Source organism: Burkholderia sp. MR1-5-21, from assembly GCF_053427715.1.
This window is the reverse complement of the sequence record NZ_JBSAXD010000028.1, coordinates 11,427-29,767: the sequence shown is the minus strand read 5'-3', so window position 1 is coordinate 29,767 and position 18,341 is coordinate 11,427. Positions and strand designations below refer to the sequence as shown.

The 18,341-nt window shown below is 63.1% G+C and carries 16 protein-coding genes; 9 read left to right on the top strand and 7 right to left on the bottom strand.

Annotation, left to right across the window (positions count from 1 at the left end):
• Nucleotides 1-86 precede the first annotated feature (86 nt).
• Complete coding sequence (locus ACV229_RS30400; protein ID WP_448086787.1) at nt 87-1,025, top strand: S1C family serine protease; 939 nt, start codon at nt 87-89, stop codon at nt 1,023-1,025.
• Nucleotides 1,026-1,068: 43 nt separating this feature from the next.
• Nucleotides 1,069-1,713 carry a LuxR C-terminal-related transcriptional regulator gene (locus ACV229_RS30395; RefSeq protein WP_448086786.1) on the top strand — a complete coding sequence of 215 codons (645 nt, stop codon included), beginning with the start codon at nt 1,069-1,071 and terminating at the stop codon, nt 1,711-1,713.
• An 18-nt stretch (nt 1,714-1,731) separates the two neighbouring features.
• Here the strand turns inward: ACV229_RS30395 and ACV229_RS30390 are convergent, their stop codons facing one another.
• The 3 genes from ACV229_RS30390 to ACV229_RS30380 are packed head-to-tail and all read right to left on the bottom strand — an operon-like array spanning nt 1,732 to nt 4,639.
• Nucleotides 1,732-2,553: a sugar phosphate isomerase/epimerase family protein gene (locus tag ACV229_RS30390; RefSeq protein ID WP_448086785.1), complete on the bottom strand. Its 822-nt coding sequence runs from the start codon at nt 2,551-2,553 to the stop codon at nt 1,732-1,734.
• Nucleotides 2,550-3,293: an SDR family NAD(P)-dependent oxidoreductase gene (locus tag ACV229_RS30385; protein WP_448086784.1), complete on the bottom strand. Its 744-nt coding sequence runs from the start codon at nt 3,291-3,293 to the stop codon at nt 2,550-2,552. Before ACV229_RS30385 ends, ACV229_RS30390 begins: the two co-directional genes overlap by 4 nt.
• A 14-nt stretch (nt 3,294-3,307) precedes the next feature.
• Nucleotides 3,308-4,639: an MFS transporter gene (locus ACV229_RS30380; RefSeq protein ID WP_448086783.1), complete on the bottom strand. Its 1,332-nt coding sequence runs from the start codon at nt 4,637-4,639 to the stop codon at nt 3,308-3,310.
• Between the two features lie 216 nt (nt 4,640-4,855).
• On the opposite strand from ACV229_RS30380, the gene ACV229_RS30375 reads away from it, so the two are divergent.
• Complete coding sequence (locus ACV229_RS30375) at nt 4,856-5,770, top strand: LysR family transcriptional regulator (RefSeq protein WP_448086782.1); 915 nt, start codon at nt 4,856-4,858, stop codon at nt 5,768-5,770.
• 79 nt (nt 5,771-5,849) lie between these two features.
• Here the strand turns inward: ACV229_RS30375 and ACV229_RS30370 are convergent, their stop codons facing one another.
• Complete coding sequence (locus tag ACV229_RS30370) at nt 5,850-6,023, bottom strand: hypothetical protein (RefSeq protein WP_448086781.1); 174 nt, start codon at nt 6,021-6,023, stop codon at nt 5,850-5,852.
• 104 nt (nt 6,024-6,127) lie between these two features.
• Between ACV229_RS30370 and ACV229_RS30365 the strand changes: the two genes are divergently transcribed.
• Complete coding sequence (locus ACV229_RS30365; protein ID WP_448086780.1) at nt 6,128-7,054, top strand: ATP adenylyltransferase family protein; 927 nt, start codon at nt 6,128-6,130, stop codon at nt 7,052-7,054.
• Between the two features lie 225 nt (nt 7,055-7,279).
• A complete protein-coding gene (locus ACV229_RS30360) occupies nt 7,280-7,579 on the top strand; it encodes a hypothetical protein (RefSeq protein ID WP_448086779.1) in 300 nt (99 codons plus the stop codon).
• Between the two features lie 270 nt (nt 7,580-7,849).
• On the opposite strand, the gene ACV229_RS30355 is transcribed toward ACV229_RS30360, so the two are convergent.
• A complete protein-coding gene (locus ACV229_RS30355; protein WP_448086778.1) occupies nt 7,850-8,551 on the bottom strand; it encodes a glutathione S-transferase family protein in 702 nt (233 codons plus the stop codon).
• Nucleotides 8,552-8,670: 119 nt separating this feature from the next.
• Between ACV229_RS30355 and ACV229_RS30350 the strand changes: the two genes are divergently transcribed.
• Entirely contained in the window at nt 8,671-9,543 is an 873-nt protein-coding gene (locus tag ACV229_RS30350; protein ID WP_448086858.1) for a LysR family transcriptional regulator, read from the top strand.
• 78 nt (nt 9,544-9,621) lie between these two features.
• Here ACV229_RS30350 and ACV229_RS30345 read toward each other — a convergent pair whose 3' ends face one another.
• Nucleotides 9,622-12,225, bottom strand: coding sequence for an EAL domain-containing protein (locus ACV229_RS30345; RefSeq protein ID WP_448086777.1), 2,604 nt, complete (start codon nt 12,223-12,225; stop codon nt 9,622-9,624).
• 512 nt (nt 12,226-12,737) lie between these two features.
• Nucleotides 12,738-13,160, bottom strand: coding sequence for a hypothetical protein (locus ACV229_RS30340; protein ID WP_448086776.1), 423 nt, complete (start codon nt 13,158-13,160; stop codon nt 12,738-12,740).
• A gap of 19 nt (nt 13,161-13,179) precedes the next feature.
• Between ACV229_RS30340 and ACV229_RS30335 the strand changes: the two genes are divergently transcribed.
• From ACV229_RS30335 to ACV229_RS30325, 3 genes are all read left to right on the top strand, one after another.
• Nucleotides 13,180-15,369 carry a S53 family peptidase gene (locus ACV229_RS30335; RefSeq protein ID WP_448086775.1) on the top strand — a complete coding sequence of 730 codons (2,190 nt, stop codon included), beginning with the start codon at nt 13,180-13,182 and terminating at the stop codon, nt 15,367-15,369.
• 354 nt (nt 15,370-15,723) lie between these two features.
• On the top strand, nt 15,724-16,203 hold the full coding sequence (locus tag ACV229_RS30330; RefSeq protein WP_448086774.1) for a MarR family winged helix-turn-helix transcriptional regulator: 480 nt from the start codon (nt 15,724-15,726) through the stop codon (nt 16,201-16,203).
• Nucleotides 16,200-18,332, top strand: a complete 2,133-nt coding sequence (locus ACV229_RS30325; RefSeq protein ID WP_448086773.1) for an FUSC family protein — start codon at nt 16,200-16,202, stop codon at nt 18,330-18,332. The genes ACV229_RS30330 and ACV229_RS30325 overlap by 4 nt, the downstream gene beginning before the upstream one ends.
• Nucleotides 18,333-18,341 lie beyond the last annotated feature (9 nt).

The window sequence follows — 18,341 nt, the reverse complement described above, 5'->3', positions numbered from 1 at the left end:
CTCGTCTGCGCTTGCCGGTCCGGAATCTTCACGCCGGCCGGGCGAGCGAAGCGTCCATTCAGGTAGTACATGGCAGGAGTCGTCGCATGGAAACCCCAACCCCCAGCGCAAATCCCTTGCAGGATCTTTCCGACAACCTGGCGGCCATCGCCGAGCGGGTCGGTCAGCATGTTGTCGCGGTGCACGGGCGGCACCGCTTTCCGTCCAGTGGAGTAATCTGGCAATCCGGCGTAGTGGTCACGGCAGCGCATACGCTCAGGCGCGAGGACGGCATTGAAGTCACCCTGGCCGATGGCCGCACCGTGGCGGCCGTCCTGGCGGGACGGGACCTTGGCACCGACCTGGCGGTGCTGAGGCTTGACGGTGTGGAGCTGAGCCCGGTTGAGACCGGTGACGCGCGCTCCCTCAAGGCAGGCCACCTGGTGCTCGCGGTAGCACGCGTGGACCGGCTCGGCACGAGCGCGGATTTCGGTGTCGTCGGCACGGCCAGCGGTCCGTGGCAGACCTGGCGCGGCGGCCGGTTCGACGCCTTCGTGCGGCTGGACGGCGGGCTGCGCCCCGGATTCTCCGGTGCGGCCCTGGCGGATATGCAGGGGCGGGTCATGGGCCTGTGCACGTCAGCGCTCGCGCCTGGAGCCGGCATCGTGATTCCGGCGTCGACCGTGGCGCGCGTGAGCGACGAACTGCTGAGAAAGGGACGTGTGTCGCACGGCTACCTTGGCGTGGGCACACAGCCGGTGAACGTGCCGCAGGCGTGGGTGACGAAGCTGAATCTGGCTTCCGAGCACGGGCTGCTGGTCGTTTCGCTTGCGGCGGGCGGGCCCGCGGAGCATGCCGGGGTGCTGATCGGGGATGTGCTGATCGAACTGGATGGCAAGCCGTGCCGCGACATGGCCGACATGCACGCTGCGCTGGGCGGCGACCGGATTGGAAAGCCGATGAAGATCGGGCTGATCCGGGGCGGCGAGCGCAGCGAATGCACGGTCACGGTGGGCGAACGCCCGCAACGGAATGCGTGCCGCTGAGCATCGTGCAAGCCGTCGCATGTCGGGTGCCGAGATGATACAGATGAGCCCGGTCAGGGTCGCCGTCGTCGCCGCCTCACCGCAAGCGCGGGCGAGCCTGCAGGCGCTTGTCGACGCAGCGCCCGCGCTGGATTTCGCGGGAAGCGCGGCCGACACCGCTGCGATCTGCGACCGCTTTGCGGGCGAATTGCCGGATGTGGTCCTGGTCGAACTGGAGCCGCAGGGCGGCGACTTGCCGGCACCGGGAGCGGATCGCAGTCTCGCAACGCCGGCGCTCGTCCTGCTCACCGACGACGCGGACAGCGACTGGATTCATGAAGCGCTGGCAGGCGGCGCCACGGCGCTGCTGCCGCGCGGTGCGACGCCCGGCGAAATCATCGCCGCGATCGAAGCTGTGGCCGCGGGCCTTTGCGTGCTATCCGCGGAGATCCTCGCGCGGCTGCTGGCGGAGCGCACGGCGCCTCGCCCGCCGGCATCCGCGGCGCTTGTCGAAATGCTCACCCCACGCGAGCTCGAAGTGCTGACGATGCTCGCCGAAGGGCTCGGCAACAAGGAGATCGCGCACCAGCTCGACATATCGGACAACACGGTGAAGTTCCACCTGTCCTCCATTTTCGGCAAGCTCGGCGCAAGCAGCCGCACCGAAGCCGTCATGCAGGGCATGCGACATGGCCTCATCATGATGTAGTCGGAAGCCACGCGCTGTTCAGGAAATCCGGATGCCGGCCGTTTTGAGGATTGCCATCGCGCTCCGGCAAGCCAGATCAAGACGCGCCGGAGCGTCGAGCGATGGGAGCGGCATCTCCACACTGATTGCGGTGCGCCGTCCCGACGGGAGCGCTTGCAGTAACTCGACAAGCGGCAACGTGCCGGCGCCAGGCGCCAACCGCCCGTGGCGGGCTTCCGCAATCGTCGCCTCGTCACCCACGGGCGCTTGCGCGGACGCATCGCAAAGCTGGACGGATCGAACGACATCCGGACGCAATCCGGCCACATCGTCGGGTGTCCCGCCGGATCGCGACAGATGCAATGCATCGACAAGCACAGCACCGTTAGCCTTGCCTGCACCTTCAACGACAGTGCAGGCCTGCTGCAGCGTCCCGACATGGCGCCACTTCATGAACTCCATATCGACGCGCAGCCCAAAACGGTCGGCCAGGTCACACATCGCTGCGAAGTGTTCAATCAGGCGGCTCAAATCGGGATCGTCTCCCGACACAGTCACTGCACGAGCACCGAGATCCGCTGCGGCTTCCAGCACAGCTTCATACGATGACACGTCGATGTCCGGCACGAGCTGAATGAACTCGATGTCATGCAGCGCAACGCCTTCGCTTTTCAGCAGACTCCGCAACGCGATATGCGCCGTACTGCCGACCTTCGTCGGATACGCGGGCGCGCCGACTGCAACCGGGACGACGCGCAGGCCAACCGAACCGAATCCCGCTCTTGCCGCCTGCCTGACGAAAGTGACCGGCTCGAGTTCGAGCGCAGTGAGGTGCGCAACACCAAAGTCTTGCGGGTTCAATATGTCGCTCTCCCGCCCGTCAGGTCGAATGTGAAGCCGGTCGTGAAACTGCATGCCGGACTGGCGATCCAGCTGACCATGTCGGCCACTTCATCGGCTTGAAGAAGACGCCCCATCGGAATCTTCGCCTTGCTGGCTTCGATATGTTCCGTCGACATCTCGGCGAACAGCTCCGTTTCGACCATCGCGGGCGCGACGCAGTTGATGAGTACGTTATCCTTCGCCAGTTCTTTCGCAGCCGCCTTCGTGAATGCGATGACACCCGCCTTGGCCGCTGAATAGCCCGAAATGAACTGCACCCCCTCTTTGCCCGCAATCGAAGCGACGTTGACGATCCGTCCGCCACCACGCTTTTTCATGTGCGGTACCGCAACCCGACAGCCGTAGAACACGCTGTTCAGGTCGACGGCCAGCACACGCTCCCAGGCTTCGACGGGATATTCCCAGCACGGCGCAACCGGACCGTTGATCCCGGCGTTATTGACGAGTATGTCGACCTGCCCCAACGTCTCGACGGTGCCGGCAAACGCCTGCTCGACGGAAGCGAGTGACGATACGTCGACCTGTTGCACGCAATCCGGCGAAAATCCGATGCGCTGTGCGTCGCATCCGTCGGTGTTGAGATCCCAGATGGCGACGGACGCGCCTTCGGCCTTGAGCTTCCGTGCAATCGCCAGACCGATTCCGCGTGCTCCGCCCGTCACGACTGCAACCTTGCCTGCGAGAGAATTCCGATTCATTCCGTGTACCTGCCTTAGACGATGGGTTCGTCGAGCTCGATTCGCTTGATGTCGCCGACGATGAAAATGTATGAGAGCGCCCCGATCGACGTGACCGCCGAGATGAAAGCCAGCGCGTACACGAACGATCCGGTCGCGTTGACGATCAATCCGATGACGAGCGGCGTCACGATGCCCGCCGCGTTCGCAAACAGGTTGAAGATGCCGCCGCTCAATCCGAGGAGCCCCTTGGGCGCGATGTCCGAGACGATCATCCATGCGAGCGCCGACATGCCTTGGGCGAAATACGCGCAACAGAGAATGGCGATCACGGCCGCAGTGGAATCGACATAGTTCGCGAAGACGATCGTCGATGCGGCCAGCAGGCCGAAAATGACGGGCAGTTTGCGCGACCAGTTCAGCGACACGCCCCGGCGCAGCAACGCATCCGAAATCCAGCCGCCCGCCAGCGTGCCCACCGACGCTGCAATGAACGGCAGAACGGCAACCAGACCGACTTTCAGCCACGGCATATGGCGTTCCGTCACGAGATAGGTCGGAAACCAGGTCAGGAAGAACACGTTGGTCGAATTGCACGCGAACTGCCCGACGCAGATGCCGGCCATGCTGCGACGCTTGAGCAGCGCGCCGATGTACGACCAGCGGAAGTGCGTATGCTGCTTGCTGCCGTCCACGACACCGCCACCGCCGGCGATGTAGTCCAGTTCGGCCTGGTTGACCCGCCTTGATTGATGGGGCTCCCGGAAGCGCGTGGCCCACACGAGTCCGAACAGCACGCCGGCCGTTCCGACAATGCCGAACAGCGCCCGCCAGCCGTACCGATGTTCAAGCCAGAAGAGCAACGGGCTGAGGAACGCGAGACCGATATATTCGGCGAACGTGTAGATCCCGGTCGCTCGGGCCCGCTCGCTTTGCGGAAACCAGATCGCGACGACACGACTGTTGGTCGGAAAACACGGCGCCTCGAATATGCCGATCAGCAAGCGCATGATCAGCAGCGACACGAAGCCCACCGCGAGCCCCTGAAGCCCCGTGAAGAGCGACCAGAGCGTGAGCGCAAAGAAGTAGGTCCACTTCGTCCCGATTCGATCGAGCAGAATGCCGCCCGGAATCTGCGACGCCGTGTAAGTCCACGAAAACGCCGAGAAAATGACGCCAAGCAATGCCGGCGTGAGCCCAAGATCGTGACTCATGCTCGGCGCGGCGATTCCGGCGACACTTCGGTCCAGATAGTTGATCATCGTTCCGATAGCCAGCAGCGCGAGAATGCCGAATCGCACGCGAGAGCGTCGGGCGGTTGCTGCGACCCTGGCGGTCGCAGCCGGGGAATGAGTCGCCGGGTTCATCGTGTCTCCAGATTTGTTTGGCTGTGTGCCATTCTTTCGCGCCGGCCAGGTACATTGCACAATGCCCGCCACACGCTGTTCCACACGACGTCCTTCGATCGGAACGGTTGTCCGATCCAGTCCGTCAGGGCCAATAGTAGGAAAGTCCTCGCGCCCTGTGCTATACCGGAACGGCGGTAGGCTATAGCCTCAGGTTATTACCCGGCGTTGACCCCGATGCGCTTTAAACTCAGACAAATGGAAGTGTTTCGAGCGGTGATGCTCACCGGCTCGATCAATGCAGCCGCAAAGATGCTGTTCGTGTCCCAGCCGGCCGTCAGCAAGCTCGTGTCACACATGGAAACGACACTCGGGCTGCGGCTATTCGAACGGACGAAGAGCCGCCTGGTCCCGACCGAGGAAGCACATGCGCTCTTTCGCGAGGTCGAGCAGGTCTATCAGGCAGCGCTGCGGGTCGACGAGTTCGCACGCGCATTGGCGCTCGGACCGACGAGTTTGCTGCGTGTCTGCTGCAGCGACGTGCTCGCGACGTCAGTCGTCGCGCCAGCCATCCTCGCGTTGAAGAAGCAGTTGCCGGGGCTGACTATCGACTGGCACACGTCGTTGATGGGAGACATGCCGCAGGAAGTGCTGAGCAAGACCGTCGACATTGCGATGTCGGCGTTCCCGATCGAGCATGAGCATCTCGAATCCGTACCATTCTTGCGTGGAAGAATGGTTTGCGTGATGCCGCATCGCCATCGCCTGTCGTGCAAGAAGGCTGTTTCATTGGCCGATCTTGTCGATGAGAGCATGATCCTGTATCGACGCGACATTCCGAGCGGAACCATGATCGCGCGTGCGTGCCAGCAAATGGACGTCGAACTGAAGTCGGTCGTGGATGTCACTCGGGCGGAGCAGGCGCTCGCGCTTGTGCATGGGGGGCTGGGGCTCGCGATTGTCGACGAGTTCTCTGCACGGCGTACTGATGTCGATGTCAGACCACTCGTCGAGGACCTGGAGTTCGTATCGACATTTGTCTATTCGAAATTCGTACCGCCCTCTCGCAATGCGTCGTTGCTGATGGACGCGACACGGAAACAGGCGCACGCCCTCGGACGGCAGATCACGCCGAGAGCAAGCGCCAAATGATGTTCGGGGAGCAAATGATTGTCCAATGCTGGTCCGGGGCCTTGCATCGCGAAAGAACGGCTGCATTCACGACCGCCCTTCAATCGAACACCAGAGCAACATGACAATGCCTGCCGATCCCCGACCCGCCGTTCTCGCCGATCGCCAAGCAATCGAGGAGATCGTCCGCCACGCCATCGGGCAATCGCACGAGTACGGCCAGACCGGCCGTCGTTGACGCTACGCCAAGCTGCCTCAGCTTGCCGAAGAGCATAGTATGTCGTGAGCATCGTGAACATTTCCGTGCACGACGTTCCCGACACGAATCGCCCAGCGACGACCGCCACGACGACGCCAGCCACACTGCGAGGCTTTCCCGTGAACGACCCGTTGCGCCTTCAACCCGGCACGCTCTGGCCCGCCGTCCTGCGCCAGGCCGGGCACGCATTGGCCTGCGGTGCGCTGCGCCCGATCGAAACCACGCAGACGACGATCGACGACGGCGGCGTGCGCTTTCTCGTCCGCGAGGTGTCGAGCCTTGCACGCAAGGATGACGAAGGCCAGAAACGGCAAGCCCGGCAGCCCTCGGAGCGCGGCTCGATCGATCCGTTTCTGCCGTGCGACCCGGATCTCTTCGTTGCCGACATCACGGACACGCACGTCGCGGTGCTCAACAAGTTCAACGTGATCGACCATCATCTGCTGATCGTCACGCGTCGCTTCGAGCCGCAGGAAGCACTGCTGACCGCGGCGGACTTCACCGCGCTGTTCGCCTGCATGGCCGAGTTTCAGGGCGTCGGTTTCTACAACGGCGGCGCGGCGGCCGGTGCGAGCCAGTCGCACAAGCATCTGCAGATCGTCCCGTTGCCGTTTGCAGCGGGCGAGCCCACGCCGCCGATCGCGCCGCTTCTCGCTTCCGCACGCGACGACGGCTCGGTCTGTGCCGTCACGGGTTTCGCGTTTCCACACGCGTTTGCAAGGCTCGCGCTGTCACCCGGCACGCCGCAGACCGACATCGCGCAACGCGCGCTCCGCGTCTATCGCGACCTGCTGGATGCCACCGGTCTGCATGCGATCGATGTCGCCGGCGAAGCGCATCAATCCGCGCCCTACAACCTGCTCGTGATGCCGCAAGGCATGCTGCTCGTTCCGAGATCCATCGAACGCATCGACGGCATTTCGATCAACGCGTTGGCCTTTGCCGGATCGCTCTTCGTGCGTGACGCCGCGCAAATGCAGGTCATCAGGACACTCGGCCCGATGACCGTGCTGCAGCGCGTCGCAGGTGCGCCCGCTGCGGCATGACGGATCACACCCCCCCGCACAGATGTAACCGACTCTGACTGACCCGCCGCATCGAAACCGCCTCCCGTCCGGGTCGCATTCCCATGTGCCTGTCCGATGCCGCACAAAGCTGGTCGTGGCGATGGTCGCGCCCTGTGAAATGTGCGCTTACAAGTCGCCACAAGTTCGCGCGCCCGTCGTGGGTAGAGTGGTTTCACGTAGTTCGGAACAAGGAGGCTTCGATGCGTGTACGTTCCATTTTTTTCCCGCGCGGCATGGGTCGCGCTGATCGCAGGCAGTGCCTGGCTGACCGCGGGTCCAGCGATTGCTCAGGAAGGCTCGCGGCCCGAACCGTACGGTCAGGTGCAGCGGATGCCGGCCGACGTCAACGTCACCATCGGCATGCATGGTGACCGCTATTGGGATGGCCATCGATACTGGCGCCATGATGAATGGGCACATCGTCATCCGCACGATCGCGATCCGTGGCACCAGGACGACGACCCGCGCATGCGGCCTCATTACGATGAACCGCATCGCTATTGATCCGCTCATGAGTTGAAGCCTGCGAGCCGGGTACACGCGGAAGGCACGCGTGTCGTCGTGCGCCACGAGATTTCGCCGATGCCGTCAGGCAATGTCCGAGTCACGTACGGTACTGAAATCACGGGCCCGAACGCGGACGAATCCGGCCCTGTCGCTACCGGCGATTTCGGTGATGTCTTGACGGCGTTGAATTCTCTTGTGGAGCGTGACACCGCAGACTTTGATGGAAGCCGCTCATAGGCTGGGATCAACCGGCATGGCCCGTGGGTTTCAGTTCCGGTCAGGGCGACGCACAAGCAACCGCTGCGCGCCGATGCGCGTCGACAACGCCGAGCCGCGGTCGAGCAGGAACGCCATCAGCCGCTGCGGATAATCCGCTCGGGCTGCCGCGCGGACGGACGGCCGCTCGGCGAGCCGTTGCCGCCACGCGGCGACCTTCGGCACGCCCGCGAAGAAACCGAAGTCATCGATCTGCTCGAACACATCGAAGTAGCGGAACACCGGACCGAAGGCGGCATCGACGATGCTGAAGCGCTCGCCGCCGAAATACCGACCGGCACCCAGAGCACCCTCCAGTTGCTCGAATCGCGCGTGAATGTCCCGCGCGTTTGCGTTCAGGGACGATTCGTCCGCAGCGGTGTAGAAGCCCCAGATCGCATTCAGCAGCGCCGACGCAAACTCGATCCACGCGCGGTGCTGCGCGCGTTCGAGCGGGTCCCGCGGATGCAGACGCGGTTCCAGCGTTTCGTCGAGATAGTCGCAAATCACGGCCGACTCGAAGATCGGTATGCCAGCGACGACCAATACCGGCGTCTTGCCCAACGGTGAAATGTCGCGAAACCAGTCCGGCTTGTTGCTCAGATCGATATCGGTGCGCTCGAACGAAACACCTTTTTCCGTCAGCACGATGACTGCGCGCTGCACGTACGGACAGAGCACATGGCTGACGAGGTGATACGGGATTGGATTCATGGCCGTGCCTTTCCGGGAAGTTGGCAGTTCGCGCCCAATTTAGCATTGCACATACGCGCTCCATATGCGCACAAGTACAATCATCCATTGCACAAGTGCAATGGATGACGAACATGGAAATGCGATTCAAGCTCGGCGCCACGGACCTCGAAACCATCCTGACGCTCACTCGCGCCGGTACGCTGGCGCAGGCCGGCGAGCGACTGGGCGTGGATGCGTCGACGGTGTTTCGCAACCTGCAACGGATCGAGCGTGGCTTGGAGCAGCGCCTGTTCGAACGCACGCGCTCCGGCTACCGTGCAACGGAACTCGCGCTTGCACTGGCCGAGCACGCGGAGCAGGTGGAAGTCCAGATCGAGTCGGCCCGCTCGATCGCGCAACACGTTCCCGAGCAGGTAGCAGGTACGGTTCGCATTTCCACGACCGACACGATCCTGCACGCGCTGGTGGGGCCGGCGCTGAAGCAACTGGAAGCCACTCACCCGCTGCTGGCGTACGAACTGCACACGGGTAACGAAGTAGCCGACCTCGGGCGCCGGGACGCCGACATTGCCGTTCGCGTCACCACGCAGCCGCCTGAACACCTGGTAGGCAAGCACGTCGGCGCGATCCAGGTTGCGCTTTTCGCGTCCGCGCAATGCGGCGCTGCGCCGCGTTATGAAGACGTCGTAGCGGGCAAGGTCCGCTGGATCGCGCCTGACGATGCGTTACCGGGCCATCCGTCCGTCACCTGGCGCAAACGCCATTTCCGGAAGGTGATGCCGCACTACAAGGTCAACAGCATCCTGACCGTGATGGAGCTGGTCGCCCTGGGCATGGGCGTCGGCATCTTGCCGACGTTCCTGACGCGCGATCGCGCCGACCTCGTCCAGTTGACCGACGTGCTGCATGAATGCCAGACCGAGCTGTGGGTGCTGACGCACCGGGAATCCAGGCACTTGCGGCGGGTGTCGGCCGTGTTCAAGCACTTGTCCTCGACGCTGAAGATCTGACCGGGCAGACAGTGCATCCGGTGGGCGACGCGTTCATGAATCAAATCTCGTCGGCCAATTCGTCGAGAGACCGCTGCATCATGACGGCCGGCCAGTATCGACGGGAGGCTTGATCGGGTGTGACTTTTCTCGCGCGAGCAAGCGGTCGGGGTTTCGCTCGGGACTGTCGATAGCGGACGATGACCGACTGGTCAGGACGACTGAAATAGGCTGCGGCCGATGCAGGAAAAAACCTTGCGCACTGCCGACCCCCATTTCAGTCAAGATGGTGGATATCTCTGCAGTTTCGACGAATTCGGCGATGGTTTCCTTGCCGAGCACATTTGCGATTTCCTGAATGCACCTGACCACCGTCCTGTCGAGCGGGTCCTGATGAAGGTTCCTGATGAATCTCCCGTCAATCTTGAGATAGTTGACCGGTAGCGCCTTCAGGTATCCAAATGACGATGCGCCGCTTCCGAAATCGTCAAGGGCGAAGCGCACGCCATACTTCCTCAGCGCGTTGATGAATGTCGCCGCGATATCGAGATTCGTCACCGCGGCGGTTTCGGTGACCTCGAAGCAAATCTTGCTTCCGTTGAGCGGATACGTTCTCAACATATTCCTCAGGTAATCGAAGAAATCCGAATCGCCGATCGACTGGCCGGAAAGATTCACCGACACGTACTCGATGTGATCCAGCTTATCCGAGTGAGTGGCCATCCATCTGAAGACCTGATCGACGACCCACCGGTCTATGCGGCCGGCGATATTGAAGCGCTCCGCGGCCGGCAGAAATGCGGTGGGCGGGATGAGGTTTCCGTCTTCGCCAGAGAGCCTCAGCAGCACCTCGAATCGTTTTGCGGGGGCGGGCACTTGCAACGAAAAGATCTCCTGTGCGTACAGGACAAAGCGATTCTCGTCGAGTGCCTGCCTCAGCCGGCGCACCCAGTCCATCTCGATCATGCGCGCGAGCATCGTCTGATCCGTGCCGGACCATACATGAACGCGGTTTCGACCGGCATCCTTGGCGGCATAGCACGCACTATCGACATGCTGCATGACGGCATCCACCGAATCCAGGTTGCTGTCGAGCGGCACGACACCGATGCTCGCGCCGACACAGATGAGGCAGCCCTTGTATTCGAAACGCATCTCGTCTACGCGCTTGCAGAGGCGAGAGGCGATGTCCTCGGCCTCGTCGATCGTGCAATCCGGCAGGATGATGCCGAACTCGTCGCCTCCCAGCCGGGCGAGCGTATGAGGGATCTCGAGGCCCTCGTCGAGTTGTGACGCCACGCGTTTGAGCAGCGCATCGCCTGCCGCGTGGCCACATGTATCGTTGACGAGCTTGAATTGGTCGAGGTCGAGGTAGAAAACCGCACCAGGCTTCGGAGCACCGCGACCACCCGACAATGCCTGCTGGAGGCGGGATTCGAATTCGGTCCGGTTGATCAGGCCGGTCAGCGCATCGTGCGTCGCCCGGTATGCCATTTCCTTCGAAACCTGACGTTCGTCGGTGACGTCGCGAAAGACCAGCACGACGCCAGAAGTCACGCCATTCGAATCCTTGATCGGTGCGGCGGAATCTTCGATCGAGAAACGCATGCCGTTCCTGGACACCAGCACCATGCCGTCATCGAATTGAATGGCCCGATCCTCGTGCAGGCATCGCGAGATGGGGTTCGCCGCTTGAATGCCCGTGCGTTCGTCGAAGACATGGAACACGTTCTCGATGCGCCGGCCGTTGGCCTGTTCCGACAGCCAGCCCGTCATGCGCTCCGCCATCGGATTGAGGTACTGGACACGTCCTGCCGTGTCGGTCGCAATGACCGCATCGCCGATCGAGTGCAATGTCACGCGAATCTGCTCGTGCTGTTGCGCCAACGTTTCCTGCATCCGCTTGCGTTGCGTCGTCTCGTGAACGAGTATCGCGCACTGGCGCGTACCAGGGCGGTAGCAGACCATGTCGAACCAGCGGTCTCCCGGCCCCCTCAGGTTGGTCATTTCCTTGCGCATGCCGGTCTCGGCGGTTTCGCGCAGGATCGCCTCGCAAATCGCGGGGTCATGCACCAGTCCGGAAAGCACGCCGCCCGCATCCGCATTGACAATCCGGGATTGCGGCAGGCCGCACAAAAGCGAGAATTCCGGATTGACCGCCAGAAAAATCAATGCCGGTGTTGCGCCGCTCGTTGCATCGAGTTCGAGCAATGCAAATCCGGCCTGGACATGTTGAAAGAGCGCCCTGTAACGTTGCTCGCTCTCCAGCAACGCGCGATCGAGCTTCTTCTTGTCGGTGATGTCCCGGATGACCGCAATGGACCGAAACGGATTCCCGGACGCATCCCGTGTCAGCTTTCCGGACAGGAGCACGTCGATGATCGTTCCGTCCTTGCGGATCATCTGATATTCGACGTCGTCGCATCGCCCCGTCCGGAAGAATTCCGGAAGAACGACTTCGCGGGCATAGTCTCTCGACGATGCCGTCAGGAAATCCGATGAAAGGCGGCCGATGACCTCGCCCCGCGTGAAACCCAGTGTGGCGAGCCACATATCGCTGACCTGGATCAGGCGGCCCCTGGAATCGATCGAGTGCATCATGGCCGGCACGCAGCCGTAAACCTCGTCGAGCGTCGCTGGCTCGACATGGGGCTGGGGCTCCACATTTCCGGACGAAGCATCGTCGGGCTTGGGTGTTGTCATGTGCGCATCTCGTCCGCAATCGTGCTTCTGCCGTTGGTGGCGTAACGACCGCGACGTCGGAAATGCGCGGCCCCATACGGTGGATTTCAGAATTTCAGGCGATCAGGCGGCGATACTCGGCGTGGCCTCCAGCGTGAATTGCGGTGATCCCGAGAAATAATTAAAGCCGCCGCCAATGGAAAATTCAAGGCTCGGAAATAGTATGCCCGGTGTGCCGAAATTTAAATATCTTTCATTTTTCTCGCATGCTTTCACTCGATTCGACCCTTAAAAATTGCAAATATTCAAGTATTTCACTGGCAAATCTCGCCTCCTTTCGTGAATCCCGTGTGCTTGTCGCTGGTCGCGATCGGTGAATGAAAACGTTAGCCGTTGCCGGTATGGGGTTGCCGTACGCAAAAGATCGCATGCAACGGCTCGTGGCGTTACCGAACGACCGTACCACCACAACGTGAAAACGTTACGTACGTTACGTTACGTGTGCCGTGGATCACCGAATGTTCTACGACACATTAATGCCTGTATTTTTCCGCCAATTTTCGAGAATGTGCGAACAGCACCGCCCGAGTTGATTTGGCAAAGATGTTCAGTCGGCCATTCACGAATGGCGCAAAACTTGCGTGTCGCTCCGTCCGTGGCGGGAAACCGGGGGCTGAAATGAATCGCATTTTCAGCATGACGACGATTGTCATCTGTTTGTCGTCGCCGATCATTTGTCTGACGAAATTAAAAAGAACGCGCAATGCCCCGACCGTTGGAGCGCTCCACGCCGGGGATTGATCAACGCGACACGGAGCCCCTCCCTCGACGCGCACCCGATCGACCGTGCCATCAAACGGACTGACAGACGGTACGCAACCACGACAAGAAACGCTCTTGCTGTCGTTCCAAGGAAGTTTGTGCATGACGTCGACAGTTGTTTCGGCGACGGTCAACGAATCCGGGAGATACGCCATGTTCACAAGAGTTGTGTCAGTCGTCGCAGTGAGCCTTCTCATACCGATCGCGATACTCGGCAAGGTATCCGTAGCAATGGCGCAGTCGGCGCGACAGCTTGTCACACAGGTTGTCGACGACAGAAAGACGGTGCCGTTGCCAGGCAACATTCGTCCGGAGGTGAACGCTGTCAATGACCGCGGCCCGGTCGACGACACGCGTGTGCTCTCCCATGTGCAGCTTCTTCTGAAGCGGCCGGCGGAAAGGGATGCGGATCTCGCCAGATTCATCACGCTTCTGCATGATCCGAAATCGGCAGAATTCCATCAATGGCTGACGGCCGCGCAGTTCCGCTCGAGGTTCGGTCCGGCGGACGCGGATGTCAACGCGGTCAGCGATTGGCTTTCCCGGCATGGGCTCACGGTGAACGGTGTCCAGTCCGGCGGAATGGTGATCGATTTCTCGGGAACGGCGGGCCAGATACGTGACGCGTTCCGCACTGAAATCCATCATATTTCGGCCAATGGCGTGACGCATATTGCAAACGCAAGCAATCCGCAGATCCCGGTTGCACTTGCGGACGTCGTACGCGGAATCGTCTCGCTAAGCGATTTCACGCCGCATACGGATTTCAGGCCACGCGCCGATTACACCTTCGCCGGCGGCAACGCAACGCTCCATGCGGTGGTACCCGCGGATCTCGCGACCATCTACAACGCGAATCCGCTGCTTCGCGCAGGCATCTCCGGCAAGGGGCAGACGATTGCCGTCATCGAGAACACAAACGTTTACAGCATGGCCGACTGGGCCACGTTCCGCTCGGCCTTCGGTTTATCCGGCTATCCGAGCGGCGCATTCACACAGGTTCATCCGGCACCCGCGAGCGGCCCCAACAATTGCTCCAATCCCGGTGTCGTCCCTGCCAGCGAAAGAGAAGCCGTGCTCGACGCAGAATGGGCGAGCGCGGCGGCGCCTGGCGCATCGATCATGCTGGCGTCCTGCGGCGATACCAGCACGACGTTTGGCGGTTTGATCGCACTGCAGAACATCGTGAACGGCAGCAACCCGCCGGCGATCATCAGCGTGAGCTACGGGGAGTGCGAGGCGAAGAACGGCGCCGCCGCCAATGCGGCGTATTCCGCCATCTATCAGCAGGCAGCCGCACTCGGCATCTCGGTGTTCGTCTCGGCGGGAGACCAGGGTGCGGCGAGCTGTGACGCGGGACAGTCGAATGCGACACATGGAATCGGTGTCAGCGGCCTTGCTTCGACACCCTACAACGTTGCGGTCGGCGGAACCGATTTCGGCGATGCATCCGCGGACGTGAGCGGTTCTTACTGGAATTCAGGCAATACGTCGACCTATGGTTCCGCGATCTCCTACATTCCCGAAATCCCGTGGAACAATTCGTGCGCCAGCGTGCTGATCGCCAAGGCCCTCGGCTATAGCGCGACTTATGGCGCAAACGGCTTTTGCAACAGTCCGACGGGCAAGTCCTCGTTCCTGACGATATCGGCTGGCAGCGGCGGGCCGAGCGGTTGCGCGACAGGAAGTCCATCGCTGGGCGGCGTGGTCAGCGGAACGTGTCAAGGGTACGCCAAGCCCGTCTGGCAGGCGCTGGTAGCGGGCAATCCGATCGACGGGGTGCGCGACCTTCCCGATGTTTCGCTGTTCGCGGCCAGCGGCGTCTGGGGCCATTACTACGTAGTCTGCGACTCCGATACGTCCAACGGCGGCGCCGCCTGTACGGGCGCACCGAGCGGATGGTCCGGCGGTGGCGGAACCTCGTTCGCCGCGCCGATCTGGGCCGGGTTTCAGGCGCTCGTGAACCAGTACACCGGCGGGGCCCGCCAAGGCAATCCAGGCCCCGTCTATTACGAGCTGGCCGCCGTTCAGAACGTCCTGCTGGGCAGCAGCGTCTGCAATTCGAGCATCGGCAATCGCGTCGCCAGCAACTGCGTGTTTTATAACGTCACGTCCGGCGACATGGACGTGAACTGCTCGGGTTCGACCAATTGCTTTCTCCCGAGCGGCACGTACGGCGTGCTTTCGACGGGCAATGCCAGCTATGCGAAAGCCTATGGCACCGGCACCGGCTGGAATTTCGCGACGGGTATCGGGACGGTCAACGTCACCAACCTGGCAGTCAATTGGCTCAATGTGAATTATCTCGTCAGCCAGGTACTTCATTTGACCCCTATCCCCTGACAACGGCCCGGCTCCGGTTCACCGGGTAGCCGGCGGTCCGGACGGCCAGCGCGTCACGCATCGAGCCATAACGATCGTGACGTTCGACCCGTCCGGGCCCCGCTGTCGCGCCCTGCGGCGTACATCAGACGAATGCCGGCAACCGCGCGCGCCGCCCATCGGCGCCACGGGCGCAGCGCCGGCTATCTGCACCGGCCGTCGCCCCCGCATCGATCCCCCGCCCGTCTTGACCAATCCCGAATTCACCCCCTAAATTGCGTGCATCCGGGCCCGCAACCTGCCTGCCGACATGACGCCCGCGTGACAAGAACCGATAGTTTGCTATCGAATTGTTTTGCCCCTATCATCTCGGCCATGACAAACCTGCACGACCTCCGCCTCGCCGTCAGCAGCCTGCTCGTGCTATCCGCCCGCAAGTGGCGGCGCACGAGTGACGCGGTGCTGACCGCATACGGCGTTTCGGAAGCCTGCGCGGCACCGCTGCTGATGGTCGGGCGCCTCGGCGAAAGCGTGCGGCAAGGCACGCTGGCCGACTACGTCGGCATCGAAGGGCCGTCGCTCGTGCGGCTGCTCGACCAGCTCTGCGCGGCGGACCTCGTGCGCCGCGACGAAGATCCGAGCGACCGCCGCGCGAAAACGATCTCGCTGACCGACGCAGGCCGATCGGTCACCGCGATGATGGAAGAGGACCTGCGGACGCTGCGCGCCCGCGTGCTGAAAAGCGTGACGCGCGCCGACCTCGAAGCCGCGCTGCGCGTGCTGAACGCGTTCAACGAGCCCGGCGCGGACGATGCCGCGCCGCGTCACACCGATCCGCACCATCGCCCGTCATGACCTTCCCGAGCCTTCGCGACTGGCTGTTCTCGGTCAAGACGTTCGCGGCGTCGCAACTGGCGCTGTATCTCGCGCTGTACTTCCAGCTGCCGCGCCCGTACTGGGCGATGGCAAGCGTCTACATCGTCTCCAACCCGTTTGTCGGCGCGACGCGCTCGAAGGCGCTGTACCGCGCGCTCGGCACCGCGCTCGGCGCCGCCGCAGCGGTCCTGTTCGTGCCGCCGTTCGTCGAGACGCCATTCCTGTTCAGCGCCATCGTCGCCGCGTGGTGCGGGACGCTGCTCTACCTCGCGATATCCGACCGCACAGCGCGCAGCTATGTGTTCATGCTCGCCGGCTACTCGATGCCGCTGATCGCGCTGCCGACCGTCACCGACCCGACCACGATATTCGACGTCGCGATCTCGCGTACCGAGGAGATCGTGCTCGGCATCGTCTGCGCGAGCGTGGTCGGCAGCACGATCTTCCCGAGCCGGCTCGCGCCGATGCTGGTCGAGCGCACGGACACGTGGTTCAAGGATGCCGCGTTCTACGGCCGCGAAACGCTGTCCGGGCACATCGCCGGCAAGGCGCTGTCCGCGTGCCGCCAGCGTCTCGCGTCGACGGTGACGGGCCTCGAGTTCCTCGTGAGCCAGCTCGGCTACGACCACGCGCATCCGCGGATCCTCGCGCGTGCACAGGCGCTGTGCGGCCGGATGCAGCTGTTCCTGCCGCTGATGTCGTCGCTCGCCGATCCGCTGCTTGCGCTGATGCGCGACCTGCACCTGCGTCCTGCCGGGCTCGACGAGCTGCTGGCCGACGCGGCGAAGTGGTTCGACGCGCCGCTGCCGACAGTGAAGGCCGCGAGCACCGGCGACGTCGCCCATGATCCGGTCGCGGACCGGCTGCGCGAGCGCATCGCCGCGCTGCAGCCGCCGGACACCGCGCTCGCGAGCTGGGACGGCGCACTGCTGTCGAACGCGCTGTGGCGGCTGCGCCAGGTGGTCGACATCTGGCAGGACTGCCGATCGTTGCGCGCGCTGATCGCGAACGAATCGGGCGTCTGGCAGCCGCGCTACCGGCACTGGCGGCTCGGCGGCACCGAGCGTTTCTTCGATCGCGGGATGATGCTGTTCTCGACGCTGTCGGTGGTCTGCGCGATCCTGGCCGGCTGCTGGCTGTGGGTGAGCTCCGGCTGGCACGACGGCGCGGGCGCGGTCACGCTCCTCGCCGTTGCGTGCAGCTTCTTCGCGGCACTCGACGAACCGGCGCCGATGGTGTTCCGGTTCTTCCTCGCGACCTGCGCGAGCGTGGTGTTCGCGGGCCTGTACCTGTTCGTCGTGCTGCCGCACGTCCACGATTTCGAAATGCTCGTGCTGATGTTCGCCGGCCCTTTCATCCTGGTCGGCACGCTGCTGCCGCGCCCGCAGTTCAATATGGTGACGATGCTCGTCGCGGTCAACACGGCCACGTTCATCAGCATCCAGAGCGCGTACGAAGCCGATTTCCTCGTGTTCCTGAACAGCAACCTCGCGGGCGTCGCCGGGCTGCTGTTCGCGTTCGTGTGGACCCGCGCAACCCGCCCGTTCGGCGCGGAGCTGGCCGCGCGGCGCCTGTTGCGCTCGAGCTGGGAAGACGTCGCGCGGTCCGCGTCGACGCAGCCGCTCGACAACCAGCGCAACCACGCGTCGCGGATGCTCGATCGCGTGAACCTGCTGCTGCCGCGCCTCGGCGCGTCCGACGATCACCGCCATCCGTCGATCGAGAGCTTCCGCGACCTGCGCATCGCGCTGAATGCGCTCGACCTGCGCCGCACGCGCCGCAAGCTCGCCGGTGACTTGGCCGACGCGATCGACCGCGTGCTGGCCGGCGTGACCGACCACTTCACGCGCTGCGCGGCGGCGAACGAGCGCCAGCCCGTGCCGCCCGAGCTGCGCGAGACGATCGACGACGCGCTGCGCCGGGTGGCCGGCCGTAACCTGCCGGCGCCCGCGCCGGCGGCCGACGCTGCGCCCGGCGCACCGCCTGCCGCACGCGCGATGCACCGCTGGCTGCACGAAACACAGCATGCGCTCGTCGGGCTGCGGCTGTCGCTGTATCCTGCCGCGGCGGGACAGCCGCCGCAGGCGCCGGGTGGAGCGCAGCCATGATCCGGCTTT

What these genes read in the sequence shown, in the direction of transcription:
- ACV229_RS30375 (WP_448086782.1), top strand. Translation starts at nt 4,856, where the DNA reads ATGCGCTTTAAACTCAGACAAATGGAAGTGTTTCGAGCGGTGATGCTC.
- ACV229_RS30380 (WP_448086783.1), bottom strand. Translation starts at nt 4,639, where the DNA reads ATGAACCCGGCGACTCATTCCCCGGCTGCGACCGCCAGGGTCGCAGCA.
- ACV229_RS30345 (WP_448086777.1), bottom strand. Translation starts at nt 12,225, where the DNA reads ATGACAACACCCAAGCCCGACGATGCTTCGTCCGGAAATGTGGAGCCC.
- ACV229_RS30370 (WP_448086781.1), bottom strand. Translation starts at nt 6,023, where the DNA reads ATGCTCTTCGGCAAGCTGAGGCAGCTTGGCGTAGCGTCAACGACGGCC.
- ACV229_RS30400 (WP_448086787.1), top strand. Translation starts at nt 87, where the DNA reads ATGGAAACCCCAACCCCCAGCGCAAATCCCTTGCAGGATCTTTCCGAC.
- ACV229_RS30350 (WP_448086858.1), top strand. Translation starts at nt 8,671, where the DNA reads ATGCGATTCAAGCTCGGCGCCACGGACCTCGAAACCATCCTGACGCTC.
- ACV229_RS30330 (WP_448086774.1), top strand. Translation starts at nt 15,724, where the DNA reads ATGACAAACCTGCACGACCTCCGCCTCGCCGTCAGCAGCCTGCTCGTG.
- ACV229_RS30325 (WP_448086773.1), top strand. Translation starts at nt 16,200, where the DNA reads ATGACCTTCCCGAGCCTTCGCGACTGGCTGTTCTCGGTCAAGACGTTC.
- ACV229_RS30385 (WP_448086784.1), bottom strand. Translation starts at nt 3,293, where the DNA reads ATGAATCGGAATTCTCTCGCAGGCAAGGTTGCAGTCGTGACGGGCGGA.
- ACV229_RS30395 (WP_448086786.1), top strand. Translation starts at nt 1,069, where the DNA reads ATGAGCCCGGTCAGGGTCGCCGTCGTCGCCGCCTCACCGCAAGCGCGG.
- ACV229_RS30335 (WP_448086775.1), top strand. Translation starts at nt 13,180, where the DNA reads ATGTTCACAAGAGTTGTGTCAGTCGTCGCAGTGAGCCTTCTCATACCG.
- ACV229_RS30355 (WP_448086778.1), bottom strand. Translation starts at nt 8,551, where the DNA reads ATGAATCCAATCCCGTATCACCTCGTCAGCCATGTGCTCTGTCCGTAC.